Source organism: Bacillus sp. EB V-12, from assembly GCF_056158125.1.
Map to the genome: position 1 here is coordinate 403595 of NZ_JBUXJL010000001.1, position 15454 is coordinate 419048.

The following is a 15454-nucleotide window of genomic DNA, read 5'->3' on the forward strand; positions in this document are numbered from 1 at the left end:
TAGTCATTTATTCTAAAATTCATCTTTTAGCAACGTTAAAAATCTGTGATTCCATATGTTCTCATAAAAATCAATTGTCTCTTTTGCGGACATAAAAGGATTATTCAACGTAGAGGTTGTTTTCTGTCCCATAAAGTTTTCGTATCCTAGTCCGTGGGCAAACTTAATCGTTGCATCCATACAGTACTCTGTTTGGGCGCCACAAAATTCAATGCGATTTACAGATAATTGATCTAAAATTTCTTTTAAGTTTGTTTTATAAAATGAATTTGCATGTGTTTTTCTTACAAAAAAATCTTGTTCTTGAACATCTAGATCGGTATGAATAGCCCAAAGTTCTTTCTCGGGTACTAAATCATCATCACAATGTTGAACAAAAAGGATTGGTTTATTTAATTTTCTATATGAAGAAATTCTTTTATTTACTTTTGTTAGTAAGTTCTGTAAATCAAATAAATGCTCCTCGCTATAACATACGCCATTTTGTAAATCGATAACGATTAAAATATCTGCACAAGTATCCATTATTTTCACCCCTTTTTATTTCTTAATATATCAATTAATCCATTATTTAGAAATAGATGATATACTTTTATTTTTTATGGACTATAAGAAAAGAAGAAATTCAAATGAATATAACTAAACCGCATAAAAAGAAGATATGAAAACCTAATCTCATATCTTCTTTTTCTCTATGCATTTACAGGTTCTTCTACATAAGAAAGGGCATTTTCAAAATCGGATATTAAATCGTTAACATTTTCAAGACCGACTGATAACCGAAGTAATGAATTAGAGATTCCTCTTTTATCACGAGCTTCTTGCGACAGTGCTGCATGTGACATTTTTGCTGGATAAGAAAGAATTGACTCTACAGCTCCTAAACTAACTGCAAAAACAGGTAATTTTACTTTTGATAAAAATTTGCGGAGTGCATCTTCTGACTGCAAAGTAAACGATAAGACCGCTCCAGCTGATGTTGCTTGAGATTGTTGAATATCAAATCCGAGATGAGTTTGTAATCCCGGATAATAGACATTTTTTACTTTAGAGTGCTTTTGTAAATAATGTGCGATTTTATTGGCATTTTTAGCTGAATGTTCGAGGCGTACATGCAATGTTTTTAGACCGCGAAGTACGAGAGAACAATCTTGAGGTCCTAAAATAGCACCGAATGCATTTTGTAAAAATCCAAGCTTTTGAGCGAGTTCTGAATCTTTTACTACTGCTAATCCGGCAGTAACATCACTATGACCAGCAATAAATTTTGTAGCACTATGAAGAACGACATCAGCTCCAAGTTCAAGTGGTTTTTGGAATAGTGGTGTCAAAAATGTATTATCAACAAAAGTAAGAGCGCCAATAGATTTTGCGAGTTTAGAAACCTCGCGAATATCTGTCACTTTTAAAAGTGGGTTAGAAGGTGTTTCTACATAAAAGAGCTTTGTATCTGGTTTAATGTTTTGTTTTATTTCTTCTAAATTGGTCATATCAACAAATGTATGTGAAACACCGTAACGGGAGAGTACCTCAGTTATCACTCGGTAAGTGCCTCCGTACACATCTTCTGAAATGAGTACGTGATCACCTTGTGAAAGAAGGAGGAATGCAGTGGAAATCGCTGCAATGCCTGATGCAAAGGCGAATCCTTTTGTTCCGCCTTCTAATAAAGCAATGATATCTTCAAGAGCTTCACGAGTTGGATTTCCTGACCTGCTATAGTCATATTTTCCGAACGTATCTACATCAAACTGGTGAAAAGTTGATGTATTATAAATAGGAACGTTCACAGCGCCTGTTTGCGAGTCGTGTTTATATTGGTTGTGTAGTAAGAGTGTATCTATAGAATAGCTCATATTCTTACACCTTCTTTTACGAGTTTAATGGCTTGCTTTAAGTCTTGAATTAAATCGTTACTATTTTCAATGCCAACTGAGAATCGAAGAAGACGATTGCATACGCCGTTTGCTGTTCTAATTTCTTCAGGAATATCAGCATGTGTTTGCGTTGCTGGATAAGTCATTAAACTTTCTACACCACCAAGACTTTCGGCAAATGTAATTAAGGATAAAGATTGTAAGAATGGATTAATCCAAGCTTCATCTTTAAGGCGGAATGAGATCATGCCACCTCTTCCTGGATAAAATACATCTGTCACCCCGTCCTCATCATTTAAATACGCAACAACTGCTTTCGCATTTTCTTCATGTTGCCTCATGCGAAGCGCTAACGTTTTCATACCGCGAATTAATAACCATGAGTCAAATGGGCTTAAAACTGCACCTGATGCATTATGATAATGAGCGATTTCCTCGCAAAGTTCCTTTCCTTTTGCAACGACAAGCCCGCTTAGTACATCGTTATGTCCCCCTAAATATTTCGTTGCGCTATGAAGTACAATGTCAGCACCTTCTGTTAATGGTTGCTGTATATAAGGTGTGTAGAAAGTGTTGTCTACAATAAGAAGTAGTCCGTTCCTTTTCGCTACAGTTGCGACAGCAGCAATATCAGTAACTTGCATTAATGGATTAGTTGGAGTTTCTATGAAAATAGCCTTCGTTTCAGTTGTGATAGCTTGCTCAATTTGTTTAATAGACTGTGTATTTACGTATCTACATCGAACATTCCACTTTTTTTCATGCTCAGAAAATAATCGATACGTTCCCCCGTATAAATCTTCAGATACAATAAGTTCGTCTCCAGAGCGGAATAGAGAAAGGACGAGGAGAACAGCCGCCATCCCTGAACTACAGGCATAACCTTGTTCGCCATATTCTAAGTCTGCAATCGCCTGTTCTAAAAGACCGCGAGTTGGATTGCCAGTTCGTGAATAGTCAAAGCCAGTAGATTTACCAATTCCTTCGTGACGATAAGCGGTTGAGAAATAAACTGGTGGATTAACCGTTCCAGTTGTAGTTTCACTGCGATTTCCGATTTGTGCTAGTTTTGTTTCGATTGTTGACATGTGAAAATTCCTCCTTTTTAAATTGAAACATTAAGTGAATATAAAATAAAAAAAGCCTTCTAAGAAGAAGGCTTTCGGTTTGAATAGAGTCTTCTTCTCATCTGTCAAATCTTTCACAATTTGCTGGAATTAGCACCTTATTAACAAAATGTTAATGGTTGCTGAGGCGTCACAGGGCCAGTCCCTCTACCTCTCTAGATAAGAATGTTCGTATGAAATTTTTATTATGTTTTTAACTTTACAATAAAATATAACTGAATTGCAACTTTATTTTAAATAATTTTTATTTTTCCGCAAGTGTCATTGACTTTTACTTTTGTGCATGCTAAATTTATTAAAAAATTAACAAACATTGTTAAAAGGGGAACGCATTTCCTTTTAGCTACATAAATAAAATAATAAAGACAACTCTTATTGAGAGCGGTGGAGGGAAAGGCCCTGTGAAACCCGGCAACCTTCAAACGAAATGTTTGAAACGGTGCTAATACCTGCAAAACGAATGTTTTGCATAATAAGAGGAGGAACGATTATGTCCCCCTCTTCAAAGTGAAGAGGGGGTTTTTATATTGATAGAAATGAGGGAGAGTCGTGAAATTACTAGATTTATTATCAAAAGGAATTGTAATAGGTGATGGTGCGGTTGGGACGTTATTGCATTCACATGGTTTGCAAAGTAGCTTTGAAGAATTGAATGTATCTGATCCAGACTTAATTATATCGATTCATAAACAATATGTAGCTGCTGGAGCAGATGTAATTCAAACGAATACGTATGGAGCAAATGAGGCGAAATTACGTATGTATGGTTTAGAAAATCAAGTTACAGAAATTAATAGAGCGGCAGTAAAACTGGCGAAAGCATCTGTGACAGATAAAAATGCAATTTTAGGAACAATTGGTGGTATGAAACATATCGGAGCTGTTACAACGACTGATATGGAAAGAGAGTTTATGTTACTTGAACAGGCAGGGGCTTTACTAGAAGAACAGGTTGATGGATTACTATTAGAAACTTTTTACGATGAATTTGAATTACTTCATGCCGTTAAAGTATTGCGTAAGCAAACGAATATTCCAATTGTTGCGCAATTAGCGTTACATGAAGCAGGTACGACTCAAAATGGAAATGATGTCAATGAAATATTAAAGCAACTTATAGATTACGGTGCAAATGTTGTTGGATTGAATTGTCAACTAGGGCCGCTTCATATGACGGAAGCTTTCAAAATGATATCGATTCCTCAAAATGGCTATTTATCAGCATACCCAAATGCAGGCCTCCCGAATTATGTGGATGGACGTTACGTATATGAGGGAAGCCCAGCTTATTTTGAAGCGATGACACCGAGATTTATTGAGCAAGGTATTCGTTTATTGGGTGGTTGTTGTGGTACGACTCCAGAACATATTCAAAGTATGAAGCGCGCTGTTGCGAATATTACCCCTGTAATAGAAAAAGACACGATTCAAAGGCCGAAAGTCGTTCATACGCATGAGAAACGTTCGAAGGCTCACGTCACTCTAGCAGAGAAAGCGAAAAAACAAACGACAGTTGTAGTGGAATTAGATCCACCGAAAACGTTAGATACACAGCGTTTTTTTGAAGGAGCAAGAGCGTTAAAAAGAGCGGGAGCAGATGCTATTACTCTAGCAGATAATTCATTAGCATCGCCTCGTGTTTCTAATATGGCGATGGGTGCGTTATTAACGAAGCATGATATCCCAGTATTGACGCATTTAACGTGTAGAGATCATAACGTCATTGGACTACAATCTCATTTGTTAGGTTTATCGGCGTTAGGGATGGAAGAAGTGTTAGCTTTAACTGGTGATCCAGCGCGCGTTGGTGATTTTCCCGGTGCCACTTCTGTATATGATTTATCCTCTATTGAGCTTATTAAAATGATTAAAGAAATGAACGATGGACGTTCAATTTTAGGGAAATCAATTGGACCGGCGACAAGGTTTTCTGTAGGCGGCGCATTTAATCCTCACGTGAGGCACTTAAAAGCAGCGGTTAAGCGAATGGAACGAAAAATAGATGCTGGAGCGGAGTATTTTTTAACTCAGCCAATTTACGATATCAAGTTAATTGAAGAAGTGTATGAAGCGACAAAGCATTTGGAACAACCTATTTTTATTGGAATTATGCCGTTAGTAAGTAAGCGGAATGCAGATTTTCTTCATTTTGAGGTGCCGGGTATTACTCTTCCTGAAGAAATAAGAGAGAGAATGGATGGACATGAAACGAAAGAGGCAGCAATTGAGGAAGGGATCCGCATTTCACAAGAATTGGTCGACGCAGCGATGAAATATTTTAATGGTATTTATCTTATTACACCATTTTTAAAGTATGAAATTACAGAACATCTTGTTAAATATGTAAGAGAAAAGCAAGAAGTGAAAGAAGGTATTAATTGATGAAGTGTATAGAAGAAAAATTAAAAAATAGCATTTTAATATTAGATGGTGCAATGGGGACAATGATTCAGCAAGAGGATTTAACTGCTGAAGATTTCGGAGGAGAAGAGTACGAGGGCTGTAATGAATATTTAGTGGAAACAAGACCAGACGTTATTTTAAAGATTCATAAAGCTTATATTGAAGCTGGAGCGGATATTATTGAAACAAATACATTTGGGGCAACGAATATTGTACTAAGTGATTATGATCTGTCTCATTTAGATGAAGAACTAAATGAAAAGGCAGCACTTTTGGCGAAGCAAGCTGTTAAAGAAAGCGGGAAGGAAGTATATGTTGCGGGAGCGATGGGACCAACAACGAAAGCAATTAGTGTTACAGGTGGTGTGACTTTTGAAGAATTGATTGAGGCTTATACAAGGCAGGCACGAGGATTATTAAAAGGAGCAGTTGATGTATTACTCGTTGAGACGAGTCAAGATATGCGTAACGTGAAAGCAGCTTATATTGGAATTCAAGCCGCTTTTGAAGAACTGAAAAAAACGGTTCCTATTATGATTTCAGGAACGATTGAGCCAATGGGAACGACTCTGGCTGGGCAAACAATTGAAGCTTTTTATTTATCAGTAGAACATATGAAACCATTATCTGTTGGGTTAAACTGTGCGACTGGTCCGGAGTTTATGAGGGACCATATTCGTTCACTATCTGATTTATCGGAGTGTTACATTTCTTGTTATCCAAATGCAGGTCTTCCTGATGAAGATGGACATTACCATGAATCTCCATCTTCTCTTGCTGAAAAGGTGAAGCGATTTGCTGAAGAAGGATGGGTTAATATTATTGGTGGTTGTTGTGGCACGACACCAGAACATATAAAAGCAATGAAATCCGCGCTAGCATCTCTTAGGCCTCGTGACCATCATGAGAGAGAAGGACATGGAATTAGTGGATTAGAAGCACTGCAATATGATGAGTCTATGAGACCGTTATTTGTAGGTGAAAGAACGAATGTTATTGGGTCACGTAAATTTAAACGCTTAGTAGCAGAAGGGAAATTTGAAGAGGCTGCTGAAGTGGCAAGAGCGCAAGTGAAGAAAAATGCTCATATTATTGACATTTGTATGGCAGATCCTGATCGCGATGAAATAGAAGATATGGAAAACTTCTTAGCAGAAGTTACGAAAGTTTTAAAAGTACCGATTATGATTGATTCAACAGATGAAAATGTGATGGAGCGAGCTCTTACTTATATTCAAGGAAAAGCTGTTATTAATTCAATTAATTTAGAAGATGGAGAAGAACGATTTAAAAAAGTGACACCGCTTCTTCAGAAGTATGGTGCCGCTATAGTTGTAGGAACAATTGATGAAGACGGTATGGCGGTTAGTGCGGAACGAAAGATAGAAATTGCGAAAAGAAGCTATGAATTACTTACAAAGAAGTATGGGATACGCCCGTCAGATATTATTTTTGATGCACTTGTGTTTCCAGTAGGGACAGGTGATGAAGAATATATTGGCTCAGCGGCAGCGACTATAGAAGGAATTCGCCTTATTAAAGAAGCGTTACCAGAGTGTTTAACGATTTTAGGTGTAAGTAACATATCATTTGGTTTACCACCGGCTGGACGTGAAGTATTAAATTCAGTTTTTTTATACCATGCTACGAAAGCAGGATTAGATTACGCGATTGTGAATACGGAAAAATTAGAACGCTATGCGTCGATTCCAGAGGAAGAAAAACGCCTTGCAGATGCATTACTGTTTGAAACGACGAAAGAGACGTTAGAAGAATTTACAAAATTTTACCGAGTTGCTAAAAAGAAAGATGTCGTTGTGCAAGAAACGTTAACGCTTGATGAAAGACTAGCAAATTATATTGTAGAAGGTACGAAACAAGGATTACACGAGGATTTAAGTCTTGCACTTGAAGAAGGAAGAAAACCTCTTGATATTATTAACGGTCCGCTTATGACAGGGATGGACGAGGTAGGACGACTATTTAATAATAATGAACTTATTGTTGCTGAAGTATTGCAAAGTGCCGAAAGTATGAAAGCCGCTGTAAGCTATTTAGAGCCACATATGGAATCTAGTGATAGTGCGAAAAAAGGGAAAGTATTGTTAGCAACTGTAAAAGGTGACGTGCATGATATTGGGAAAAATCTCGTTGAAATTATTTTAGCGAATAACGGATATGAGATTATTAATTTAGGAATTAATGTACGTTCGGATCGAATTGTTCAAGAAGTACAAGAAAAGAAGCCGGACATTATAGGCCTTTCAGGTTTATTAGTAAAATCAGCGCAACAAATGGTAACGACTGCTGAAGATTTAAAAGCGGCAAATATTGATGTGCCCATTGTTGTAGGTGGTGCAGCGTTAACGAGAAAGTTTACAGATAATCGGATTTCACCATCATATAAAGGACTCGTTTGTTATGCGAGTGATGCGATGACGGGGCTCGATATTATTAATAAGCTTCAAAAAGAAGAAGAGCGTGAGAAGATGAAGCAGGATAAAAAAGAACGTCATCTTCATATCGTAAAAAAAGAGGAGAAGAAAGTAGAAATTCCAGCAGTAATTGAGCCATTACCAAAATCAGAGGTTATGGTGCCTGATTCAACAAAACGAATTGTATTACGAGATGTTCCCGCCCTTCATCTCGCACCATTTCTGAATAGACAAATGCTACTTGGGCATCACCTTGGATTAAAAGGAAATGTGAAGAAGCTTTTGAAAGAGGGAGATAAGAGAGCACATGAATTAAATGATTTAATAGATGAATTATTGCAGGAAGGACAATCTTGGTTAAAGCCGAAAGCAGTGTATCAATTTTTCCCAGCGCAAAGCGACGGACAAAACATTGTAATATATGATCCAGAAGATCATACGCGTGTTATAGAGCGTTTCACATTCCCTAGACAAGGAAAGGCTCCCTATCGTACTTTAGGTGATTATTTGCGCCCAATAGGAGATGAGATGGACTATGTTGCTTTCTTATCTGTTACGGTTGGGGAAGGAGTTCGGGATATTGCTGAAGAGTTGAAGGCGAAAGGTGATTACCTACGTAGTCATGCCATTCAATCGTTAGCGCTTGAATTAGCGGAAGGACTTGCTGAAAAAACACATATGCTCATTCGTGACCGCTGGGGCATTCCGGACTCACCTGAACTGACGATGGAAGAACGTTTCCGTACGAAATATAGAGGAATACGAGTGTCATTTGGTTATCCGGCGTGTCCAGAACTTGCAGATCAAGAAAAGCTATTTCGCTTAATTCATCCAGAGGAAATAGGTATTTCATTAACAGAAGGATTCATGATGGAGCCAGAAGCGTCCGTAACGGCTATGGTATTTTCTCACCCTGAGGCAAGATATTTTAGTGTATTATAGTCTAGAAGGGGGAGACGTATGAAGAAAATAGTCTTTACAGGTGGCGGTTCGGCAGGACATGTAACACCTAATTTAGCCATTATCCCATATTTACAGGAAGACAACTGGGATATCTCTTATATTGGTTCTCACCAAGGTATTGAGAAAACGATTATAGAAAAGGAAGGCATTCCCTACTATAGTATTTCGAGTGGAAAGCTACGTCGTTATTTTGATTTAAAAAATATAAAAGATCCTTTTCTTGTAATGAAGGGGGTTATGGATGCGTATGTAAGAATTCGAAAACTAAAACCAGATGTGATTTTTTCAAAAGGCGGTTTCGTATCTGTACCAGTCGTAATTGGCGGATGGCTAAATAGAGTACCAGTTTTATTACATGAATCTGATATGACGCCAGGACTAGCAAACAAAATTGCGCTTCGTTTTGCTTCGAAAATATTTGTTACATTTGAAGAAGCTGCGAAACATTTACCGAAAGAAAAAGTAATTTATACAGGATCTCCTGTACGTGAAGAAGTACTAAAGGGAAATCGTGAAAAAGGTTTAGCATTTTTAGGCTTTTCACGTAAAAAGCCAGTTATTACAATCATGGGAGGAAGTTTGGGCGCAAAAAAAATTAATGAAACGGTTCGATCCGCGTTACCAGAACTTCTGAAAAAATATCAAATTGTTCACCTTTGCGGAAAAGGTAACCTTGATGAAAGTTTACAAAATAAAGAAGGATATAGACAATTTGAATATGTACATGGAGAACTGCCAGATATATTAGCGGTAACAGATTTTGTTATTTCACGCGCGGGCTCCAACGCAATTTTTGAATTTTTAACATTACAAAAGCCGATGGTTTTAATTCCATTATCGAAATTTGCAAGCCGTGGAGATCAAATATTAAATGCAGAGTCCTTTGAAAGACAAGGATATGCCTCCGTATTATATGAAGAAGATGTAAATGTAAAATCTCTTATAAAGTATGTCGAAGAATTAAGTCAAAATAATGAGAAGTATAAAACAGCACTAAAAAAATATAATGGAAAAGAAGCAATTAAAACGATCATTCAAAATATTTCAGAGGCATGATGAAACAATCATGCCTCTTTTAGTAGGGTGAAAGATTCCAAGAATTGATATTTTTATGTTACAATAAAGTGAAACTTTAATCAGTTGGGTGCATCCCACATCTAACTTCTTTACTGTTACTGAATTTTGAGGAGGGAGTCTTACTGCCCTCAAATAGCGGGATAACAAATGGGTTAATAGGGAAATTCCAATTAATGAGGCGTGAAAATACGAATGGATTAGGAGTGACTGTGTTGGAGCTAAGTCTCTATGAAAATACTGCACTTATTATATGCTTTGTGTTGTACGTTGGTAGTGTTATTGTTTATATTTCAAGGAAATTTTCGCAAGAAAGAGAGCTTGAAAAGTCAGAGATAACAGCTGAACTAGAAATGTTAGCTGATGAAAGTTATAAAAAACAAAAAATAAAAGAAGACCATGAAGCATCCCATCATTTAAACGCAAATAAGTTTTAAAGATGGGGATTTTTTTTGAAGTTGTTCTTTATTGTAGCTATAACAAATAACGCTAAAAAGGAGTTTCCCCATACATAATGAAGGAGTGTATATAAATGAATTTTTATATCGCCTCAGGTTTCCAAAATAAACATCTTGTACGTTCCGTAGCAAATGAACTGAAACATGCAGGATGGCACCATACATATGATTGGACCAAAAATGAAAGAGCAGCGAATGAAGAACAATTAAGAGAAATTGGTCAGGCAGAACAAAATGCTGTAAAAGAAGCGGATGTATTTTTACTTATATTAGATGGCGGAAACGGGAGCCATACAGAGTTTGGAATGGCGATTGCACTAGAGAAAACGATATATGTATATCATGCAGGAAACCCGCTCCAAACAACGTTCTATCACTTGCCAGAAATAAATATTTTTGAAGGAGATGTAGCTGAGTTTGCATCTTATGTTATAAATCATGTGAAATAATAGTAACTACCTAAAAGGTTATAAAAGTGATCTTTTGGGTACAGTGATGATAAGAAACGTATATAAAGGAGTACATAATATGAAATTAGAAAATGGATGGGAAACGAGCTTTTTAGAAGTCGTACAAAATAGTGAATTTAAGAAAGAGGCACTTCTTAGTCAATTGCTTTGTCAGGATAGTGAAGAAGTAGAAGAGCTTGTGGATGATTACGGCTACGAAGAACTTGTTGAACGTGAACATGATGATGAGTTAGCTGAAATCTTAGGAGAAGAACTTTTTAGTGAGATGGAACGCCAAGTATTCTTATCTTCAAACCCAGAAGAAAAATTGATTTCATTCGTCAATGGATTAGGTTTTCATGTGTTAGATTGGATCGTTCTTCTTGAAACAGAATTTGGTATTGATAGTGCAAACTTTACATCAGATGCTGTGAAGGTGTTAGAAAAGCGTTTCAGACAGTTTCCATACATAGAGGACAAGACAATTTTTGATATGACATTTGGAGAATCGATGGATGTATTAGAATCTGTTACAGGATTACAACTAAAGGAAAAGATGAACGTATAATGAAAAAAGAACGTGATTGGATCACGTTCTTTTTTTACATAATAATAATTTTATCATCTAGTTTTGTCTGCCCGGTAAGAAGTGCGTTTAAATATTCCACTTTTCTTATACAAGCTTGTATATGTCTTTCAATCTCTTGTAACTCTGCTTGGTGATGCGTTTCAATTGGATGAATTTGTACGTTGAATTTTTCAAATTGACTACTATATGTTATTTCTGCATAGCCGCTCATAATATCGGTTTCGTTATGAAATAAAAATTGCTTCGTTTTGTCACAGAATGATACATCCTGAAAGCCATATACTTTTAATGCTTCAATTACTTTTTTAATCATTTTTGTATTCATTTTTTAACCCTCTTTACGAAGTTCTACTTATATATTATAACATAAAAAATTACATAGAAAGCGCTTCCAAGTGTATTTTATTATAAACTTTACGTTTCAATCACAAAAATGAAACAAAGAAAAAATAATTGTAAAGAAGGAAGGACTCTTTTATTGTTTTGTCATATATATAGAGAAATAGTGCAATGAAAGGAAATTTTCCGAGGTGGAGATCGTATTTCCAATTTGAGCGCAGTAAAAGAGGTGAGAATTTTGAACTTTGATATTGTAGGACAAAAAGCATATATAAAAGATGGACCGCATCGGAACCGAATTGGAATTGTAAAGAAAAACGAGACAAAATTAGCATCGCAGTTTGCTATTGTAATTGGAGAACAAGTCATTGATGTAGAGCTAAAGGATATCGTGTTAGTTGGAGTAGACGTAGGACAATTTCATAAATGGTGCGAACAAAATGGTTATTTGTGAAAAGGACGGGCTGTGAGATAATGAAATATATTTGAGGAAAGAGGATATGTTATTGTATTCTCTTTTTCTATGTTTAAGGAGGCGAAAATGAAATATAAAGAACAGGAGTTTACGTTGGAGTTAAAAGAGAACATTCAATGTATGGAGAAGGAAATAGAGCGAATATCACTTAAACTGCATAAAGAGTATTCACGTTTATACATAGAAAACCACATGGAATTAGATATGGGATTTGCAAGGGAAAAAGAGAATCCCTTTGAGGTGGGTTATTATTCATCAGTTGCTATAGCTATATTAGATGAAGAAAAAGAGATGATTGGATTTCACAATATTCCAATTTGGAAATGTGAAAGAATCTTTTTAGGAATGCCAATTCAATCAAACATTTTGGGGAGTAAGAAAGTAGGGGAACTCGCTGATGAATCTTGTTATGAGATTGAGGAAGAGTTAAAAGAGCAACTAGAAGAATACTTAGAGTGATAATTCTCAAGATAAAATCTATAAAGAGGGAACGGAATAAAAAAGACGCTAACAATTGTATGTTAGCGTCTTTTTTTCATTATGAAGCAATTTCACCAGTTTTTGTATCATCTTGATTGTACGTATCTTGATCTAATTCACCAAGCCATTTACTTGAAATAAGACCTGCTGTCATAGAGCCACTTACGTTAAGAGCTGTACGCCCCATATCGATTAATGGCTCAACCGAGATAACTAGAGCAACAATACCGATTGGTAAGTTCATTGTAGATAGTACGATTAAAGCTGCGAATGTTGCGCCGCCACCAACTCCGGCAACACCGAATGAGCTAATAGCAACAACAGCGATTAAAGTTAAAATAAATTGTGGTTGTAATGGATCAATTCCTACAGTTGGAGCGACCATCATTGCAAGCATTGCTGGATAAATACCTGCGCAACCGTTTTGTCCGATAGATACCCCAAATGAAGCTGCGAAGTTTGCAATTCCTTCGGAAATACCAAGCTTTTCTTTTTGCGCTTCAATATTTAATGGCATCGCACCAGCACTAGAGCGAGATGTGAATGCAAAAGTTAGTACAGGGAACACTTTTTTCAAATATTGAATTGGATTTAAACCAGACAATGCAATTAATAATAAGTGAATGATAAACATTACGATAAGTGCTACGTAAGAGGCTAGCACGAAGTTACCAAGTTTTAAAATAGCATTTATATCGCTACCAGCAACTGTTTTTGCCATAAGAGCTAATACGCCGTATGGAGTAAGGCGTAAAATTAATGTTACCATACGCATTACGATTGCATATACAGCATCAAGCATCTTCTTAAATAGCTCTGCTTGTTCTGGATATTTTCGTTTTACACCTATAAAGGCAATGCCGATAAAGGCTGCAAATATTACGACAGAAATTGTTGATGTTGGACGAGCGCCTGTTAAATCAAGAAACGGATTTGTAGGTAATAGCTCTAATAATTTATCTGGAATTGTTGTCTTTTCAATAGAAGTAAATCTTTCTTCAACTAGTTTCAGACGAGCAGATTCTGCATCACCTTGTTGTAGGCCGGTTGCAGATACATCAAATCCTGCACTTGCAGCGATACCGACAGCTGCAGCAATTCCTGTAGTAAGAATTAAAATTCCGATAATAAGACCACTAATTTTACCAAGATTTTTCGTTAACTGTAATTTTGTAAATGCTGAAATAATAGATACTAAAATAAGTGGCATAACGATCATTTGAAGTAACTTCACATAACCGTTACCGATTAAGCCAAACCAAGTATTTGATTCAATAATTACTTTAGAAGTTGGCTCATAAATAAATTGTAATATAAGACCGAAGATAATCCCGACTCCTAAAGCGGTAAATACGCGTTTATTAAAAGATACATGCTTACGTTGCATATAATATAATACGCCAACTAAAATGAGCATGACTGCAACGTTAATTCCGACAAGCAGTGTATTCATGTTGATTCCCCCTAATTCCAATCTGTTATATAGAATATAAGGTAATAAAACCTATAAGTCAACTAGGGAATTCCGGAATTAAAAAAAAGATGGCAAAATGCCATCTTTTAATGTCCAGCCCCAGGCACAAGTAAGAATGTCGTGTAGTATGTAAATCCTATGAAGAAAACAGTTAAATATGCCCCAAATACGTATATATACATACGCTCTGTTAATTTTAAATAGCTTAAAAGTACGAAGAAACCTGTTTGTCCTAAAAATAGTAGTGCGGCCGGTTGCATATCCCCTACATAAAACATGACCGAGAAAATTCCAGTCCAAAAGCCGAGAACGCGAAACATGCGCTCCATGCCATCTCCCTCCTTTTCTAAAAAAAGTAAACCTCACCTCATTATAGTTTATTTTTCTTACTATTGTAAATATTCGTTCATATAAAAAGAAGCCAATTATTATTGGCTTCTTTTTATATGAAAAATTAAATTGTTAGTTTATAATTACAAGATTTACATCCATCTAATAGACTATCATTTCGAGTTAATTCCATGTTAGGGAATAGGATTTCAAAAATCCCTTTCATCATATCTCCGTGCATGTTACAAATTTCAGTTGGATGATGAACAGCAACTTCTTTAAATGGACAATTGTGTACATCATAGAAAATTTTTGTTCCATCTGCACTTAATTCAAATGCAGGTGATAAGCCAGCTGTTGAGAAAGCTTCTTTTGCAATTTGAACTTTTTGTTCCACTGTTAAAGCATCTTCACTCACATTTAAACGTTGCATATGTTGTTGCATTAATTCAGCTCCGAATTGTTTTCCTGTTTCGTATAGCGCTTTCTCACCAGCAGCACCAAGACTAAGTAAAGAATTAAATGCGATTCTTGCTAACAATTGATAATCACGGAATGGAAATTGTAATTGGATAACATCTTCAGATAAGACATACAATCTGCTCGGTCGTCCGCCTTTTCCAGTTTTCTTCGTTTCCGATTTTAGCATATGAACATCTTCTAATTTAGATAAATGTAAACGCGCTACGTTTGGATGAATGTCAAACTCATCTGCAATTTCTTGTACCGTTACGTAACTATGTTTTTGCGAAATATATTTATAAATGTAATAACGAGTTGGGTCAGATAATACACCTGTAATTTTTAAAGCTTGTTCCATGAGGATCTCCACCTTTATCACTTTATCCAAGATAATAACATTATAATACAGATAAACATGAGTATAGGTAATTTCAGACAATAATTCGGAAATTGTTCATAATTTCACAAACATATTTTTCCTTTTTCCTCTATTGAAAATACAAAAGTCCAAATTTTTAT

The 15454-nt window shown here is 36.0% G+C and carries 15 protein-coding genes and 2 riboswitches; of the genes, 8 read left to right on the plus strand and 7 right to left on the minus strand.

What is annotated here, in order from left to right; translation table 11 throughout:
* Positions 1 to 12 precede the first annotated feature (12 nt).
* The 3 genes from ACZDYH_RS02105 to metI all read right to left on the minus strand — a co-directional run bounded on the left by ACZDYH_RS02105 (position 13) and on the right by metI (position 2965).
* On the minus strand, positions 13 to 525 hold the full coding sequence (locus ACZDYH_RS02105; RefSeq protein ID WP_000379157.1) for a cysteine hydrolase family protein: 513 nt from the start codon (positions 523 to 525) through the stop codon (positions 13 to 15).
* 167 nt (positions 526 to 692) lie between these two features.
* Positions 693 to 1856, minus strand: a complete 1164-nt coding sequence (gene metC / locus ACZDYH_RS02110) for a cystathionine beta-lyase (protein ID WP_166694752.1) — start codon at positions 1854 to 1856, stop codon at positions 693 to 695.
* A complete protein-coding gene (gene metI, locus ACZDYH_RS02115; protein WP_000103897.1) occupies positions 1853 to 2965 on the minus strand; it encodes a cystathionine gamma-synthase/O-acetylhomoserine thiolyase in 1113 nt (370 codons plus the stop codon). Before metI ends, metC begins: the two co-directional genes overlap by 4 nt.
* Positions 2966 to 3059: 94 nt before the next feature.
* Positions 3060 to 3170, minus strand: a riboswitch (SAM riboswitch).
* Between the two features lie 203 nt (positions 3171 to 3373).
* A riboswitch (SAM riboswitch) is annotated at positions 3374 to 3483 on the plus strand.
* Positions 3484 to 3553: 70 nt separating this feature from the next.
* Here metI and ACZDYH_RS02120 point away from each other — a divergent pair.
* The 6 genes from ACZDYH_RS02120 to ACZDYH_RS02145 all read left to right on the plus strand — a co-directional run bounded on the left by ACZDYH_RS02120 (position 3554) and on the right by ACZDYH_RS02145 (position 11354).
* A complete protein-coding gene (locus ACZDYH_RS02120) occupies positions 3554 to 5386 on the plus strand; it encodes a bifunctional homocysteine S-methyltransferase/methylenetetrahydrofolate reductase (RefSeq protein ID WP_000770352.1) in 1833 nt (610 codons plus the stop codon).
* The gene (metH, locus tag ACZDYH_RS02125) at positions 5386 to 8784 is read left to right on the plus strand and encodes a methionine synthase (RefSeq protein WP_006918333.1); all 3399 of its coding nucleotides are present in this window, start codon (positions 5386 to 5388) and stop codon (positions 8782 to 8784) included. Before ACZDYH_RS02120 ends, metH begins: the two co-directional genes overlap by 1 nt.
* 18 nt (positions 8785 to 8802) lie before the next feature.
* Complete coding sequence (gene murG, locus ACZDYH_RS02130) at positions 8803 to 9861, plus strand: undecaprenyldiphospho-muramoylpentapeptide beta-N-acetylglucosaminyltransferase (RefSeq protein ID WP_000724779.1); 1059 nt, start codon at positions 8803 to 8805, stop codon at positions 9859 to 9861.
* A 194-nt stretch (positions 9862 to 10055) separates the two neighbouring features.
* Positions 10056 to 10316 carry a DUF3966 domain-containing protein gene (locus ACZDYH_RS02135; protein WP_001250699.1) on the plus strand — a complete coding sequence of 87 codons (261 nt, stop codon included), beginning with the start codon at positions 10056 to 10058 and terminating at the stop codon, positions 10314 to 10316.
* Positions 10317 to 10411: 95 nt separating this feature from the next.
* Positions 10412 to 10786, plus strand: a complete 375-nt coding sequence (locus ACZDYH_RS02140) for a nucleoside 2-deoxyribosyltransferase (protein WP_001012344.1) — start codon at positions 10412 to 10414, stop codon at positions 10784 to 10786.
* Between the two features lie 79 nt (positions 10787 to 10865).
* Positions 10866 to 11354, plus strand: a complete 489-nt coding sequence (locus ACZDYH_RS02145; protein WP_000764267.1) for a hypothetical protein — start codon at positions 10866 to 10868, stop codon at positions 11352 to 11354.
* Positions 11355 to 11388: 34 nt separating this feature from the next.
* Here ACZDYH_RS02145 and ACZDYH_RS02150 read toward each other — a convergent pair whose 3' ends face one another.
* Positions 11389 to 11700, minus strand: a complete 312-nt coding sequence (locus ACZDYH_RS02150; protein WP_001093237.1) for a hypothetical protein — start codon at positions 11698 to 11700, stop codon at positions 11389 to 11391.
* Positions 11701 to 11952: 252 nt separating this feature from the next.
* On the opposite strand from ACZDYH_RS02150, the gene ACZDYH_RS02155 reads away from it, so the two are divergent.
* Both ACZDYH_RS02155 and ACZDYH_RS02160 read left to right on the plus strand, forming a co-directional pair.
* Positions 11953 to 12168: a DUF3912 family protein gene (locus ACZDYH_RS02155; RefSeq protein ID WP_001008327.1), complete on the plus strand. Its 216-nt coding sequence runs from the start codon at positions 11953 to 11955 to the stop codon at positions 12166 to 12168.
* Between the two features lie 87 nt (positions 12169 to 12255).
* Positions 12256 to 12648, plus strand: a complete 393-nt coding sequence (locus ACZDYH_RS02160; protein WP_000875399.1) for a hypothetical protein — start codon at positions 12256 to 12258, stop codon at positions 12646 to 12648.
* A 79-nt stretch (positions 12649 to 12727) separates the two neighbouring features.
* On the opposite strand, the gene ACZDYH_RS02165 is transcribed toward ACZDYH_RS02160, so the two are convergent.
* The 3 genes from ACZDYH_RS02165 to ACZDYH_RS02175 form a co-directional block, all read right to left on the minus strand.
* Positions 12728 to 14122 (minus strand): L-cystine transporter, encoded by a 1395-nt coding sequence (locus ACZDYH_RS02165; protein ID WP_025709781.1) that lies wholly within the window; start codon positions 14120 to 14122, stop codon positions 12728 to 12730.
* Between the two features lie 107 nt (positions 14123 to 14229).
* Entirely contained in the window at positions 14230 to 14472 is a 243-nt protein-coding gene (locus tag ACZDYH_RS02170) for a DUF2626 domain-containing protein (protein ID WP_000440716.1), read from the minus strand.
* 125 nt (positions 14473 to 14597) lie between these two features.
* Positions 14598 to 15293, minus strand: a complete 696-nt coding sequence (locus ACZDYH_RS02175; protein WP_000434125.1) for a helix-turn-helix transcriptional regulator — start codon at positions 15291 to 15293, stop codon at positions 14598 to 14600.
* Positions 15294 to 15454: the final 161 nt, after the last annotated feature.

Bases quoted from the DNA above. Each gene is read 5' to 3' on its own strand.
- ACZDYH_RS02105 (WP_000379157.1), bottom strand. From the start codon at position 525: ATGGATACTTGTGCAGATATTTTAATCGTTATCGATTTACAAAATGGC.
- metC (WP_166694752.1), bottom strand. From the start codon at position 1,856: ATGAGCTATTCTATAGATACACTCTTACTACACAACCAATATAAACAC.
- metI (WP_000103897.1), bottom strand. From the start codon at position 2,965: ATGTCAACAATCGAAACAAAACTAGCACAAATCGGAAATCGCAGTGAA.
- metH (WP_006918333.1), top strand. From the start codon at position 5,386: ATGAAGTGTATAGAAGAAAAATTAAAAAATAGCATTTTAATATTAGAT.
- murG (WP_000724779.1), top strand. From the start codon at position 8,803: ATGAAGAAAATAGTCTTTACAGGTGGCGGTTCGGCAGGACATGTAACA.
- ACZDYH_RS02135 (WP_001250699.1), top strand. From the start codon at position 10,056: ATGAGGCGTGAAAATACGAATGGATTAGGAGTGACTGTGTTGGAGCTA.
- ACZDYH_RS02140 (WP_001012344.1), top strand. From the start codon at position 10,412: ATGAATTTTTATATCGCCTCAGGTTTCCAAAATAAACATCTTGTACGT.
- ACZDYH_RS02145 (WP_000764267.1), top strand. From the start codon at position 10,866: ATGAAATTAGAAAATGGATGGGAAACGAGCTTTTTAGAAGTCGTACAA.
- ACZDYH_RS02150 (WP_001093237.1), bottom strand. From the start codon at position 11,700: ATGAATACAAAAATGATTAAAAAAGTAATTGAAGCATTAAAAGTATAT.
- ACZDYH_RS02160 (WP_000875399.1), top strand. From the start codon at position 12,256: ATGAAATATAAAGAACAGGAGTTTACGTTGGAGTTAAAAGAGAACATT.
- ACZDYH_RS02165 (WP_025709781.1), bottom strand. From the start codon at position 14,122: ATGAATACACTGCTTGTCGGAATTAACGTTGCAGTCATGCTCATTTTA.
- ACZDYH_RS02170 (WP_000440716.1), bottom strand. From the start codon at position 14,472: ATGGAGCGCATGTTTCGCGTTCTCGGCTTTTGGACTGGAATTTTCTCG.
- ACZDYH_RS02175 (WP_000434125.1), bottom strand. From the start codon at position 15,293: ATGGAACAAGCTTTAAAAATTACAGGTGTATTATCTGACCCAACTCGT.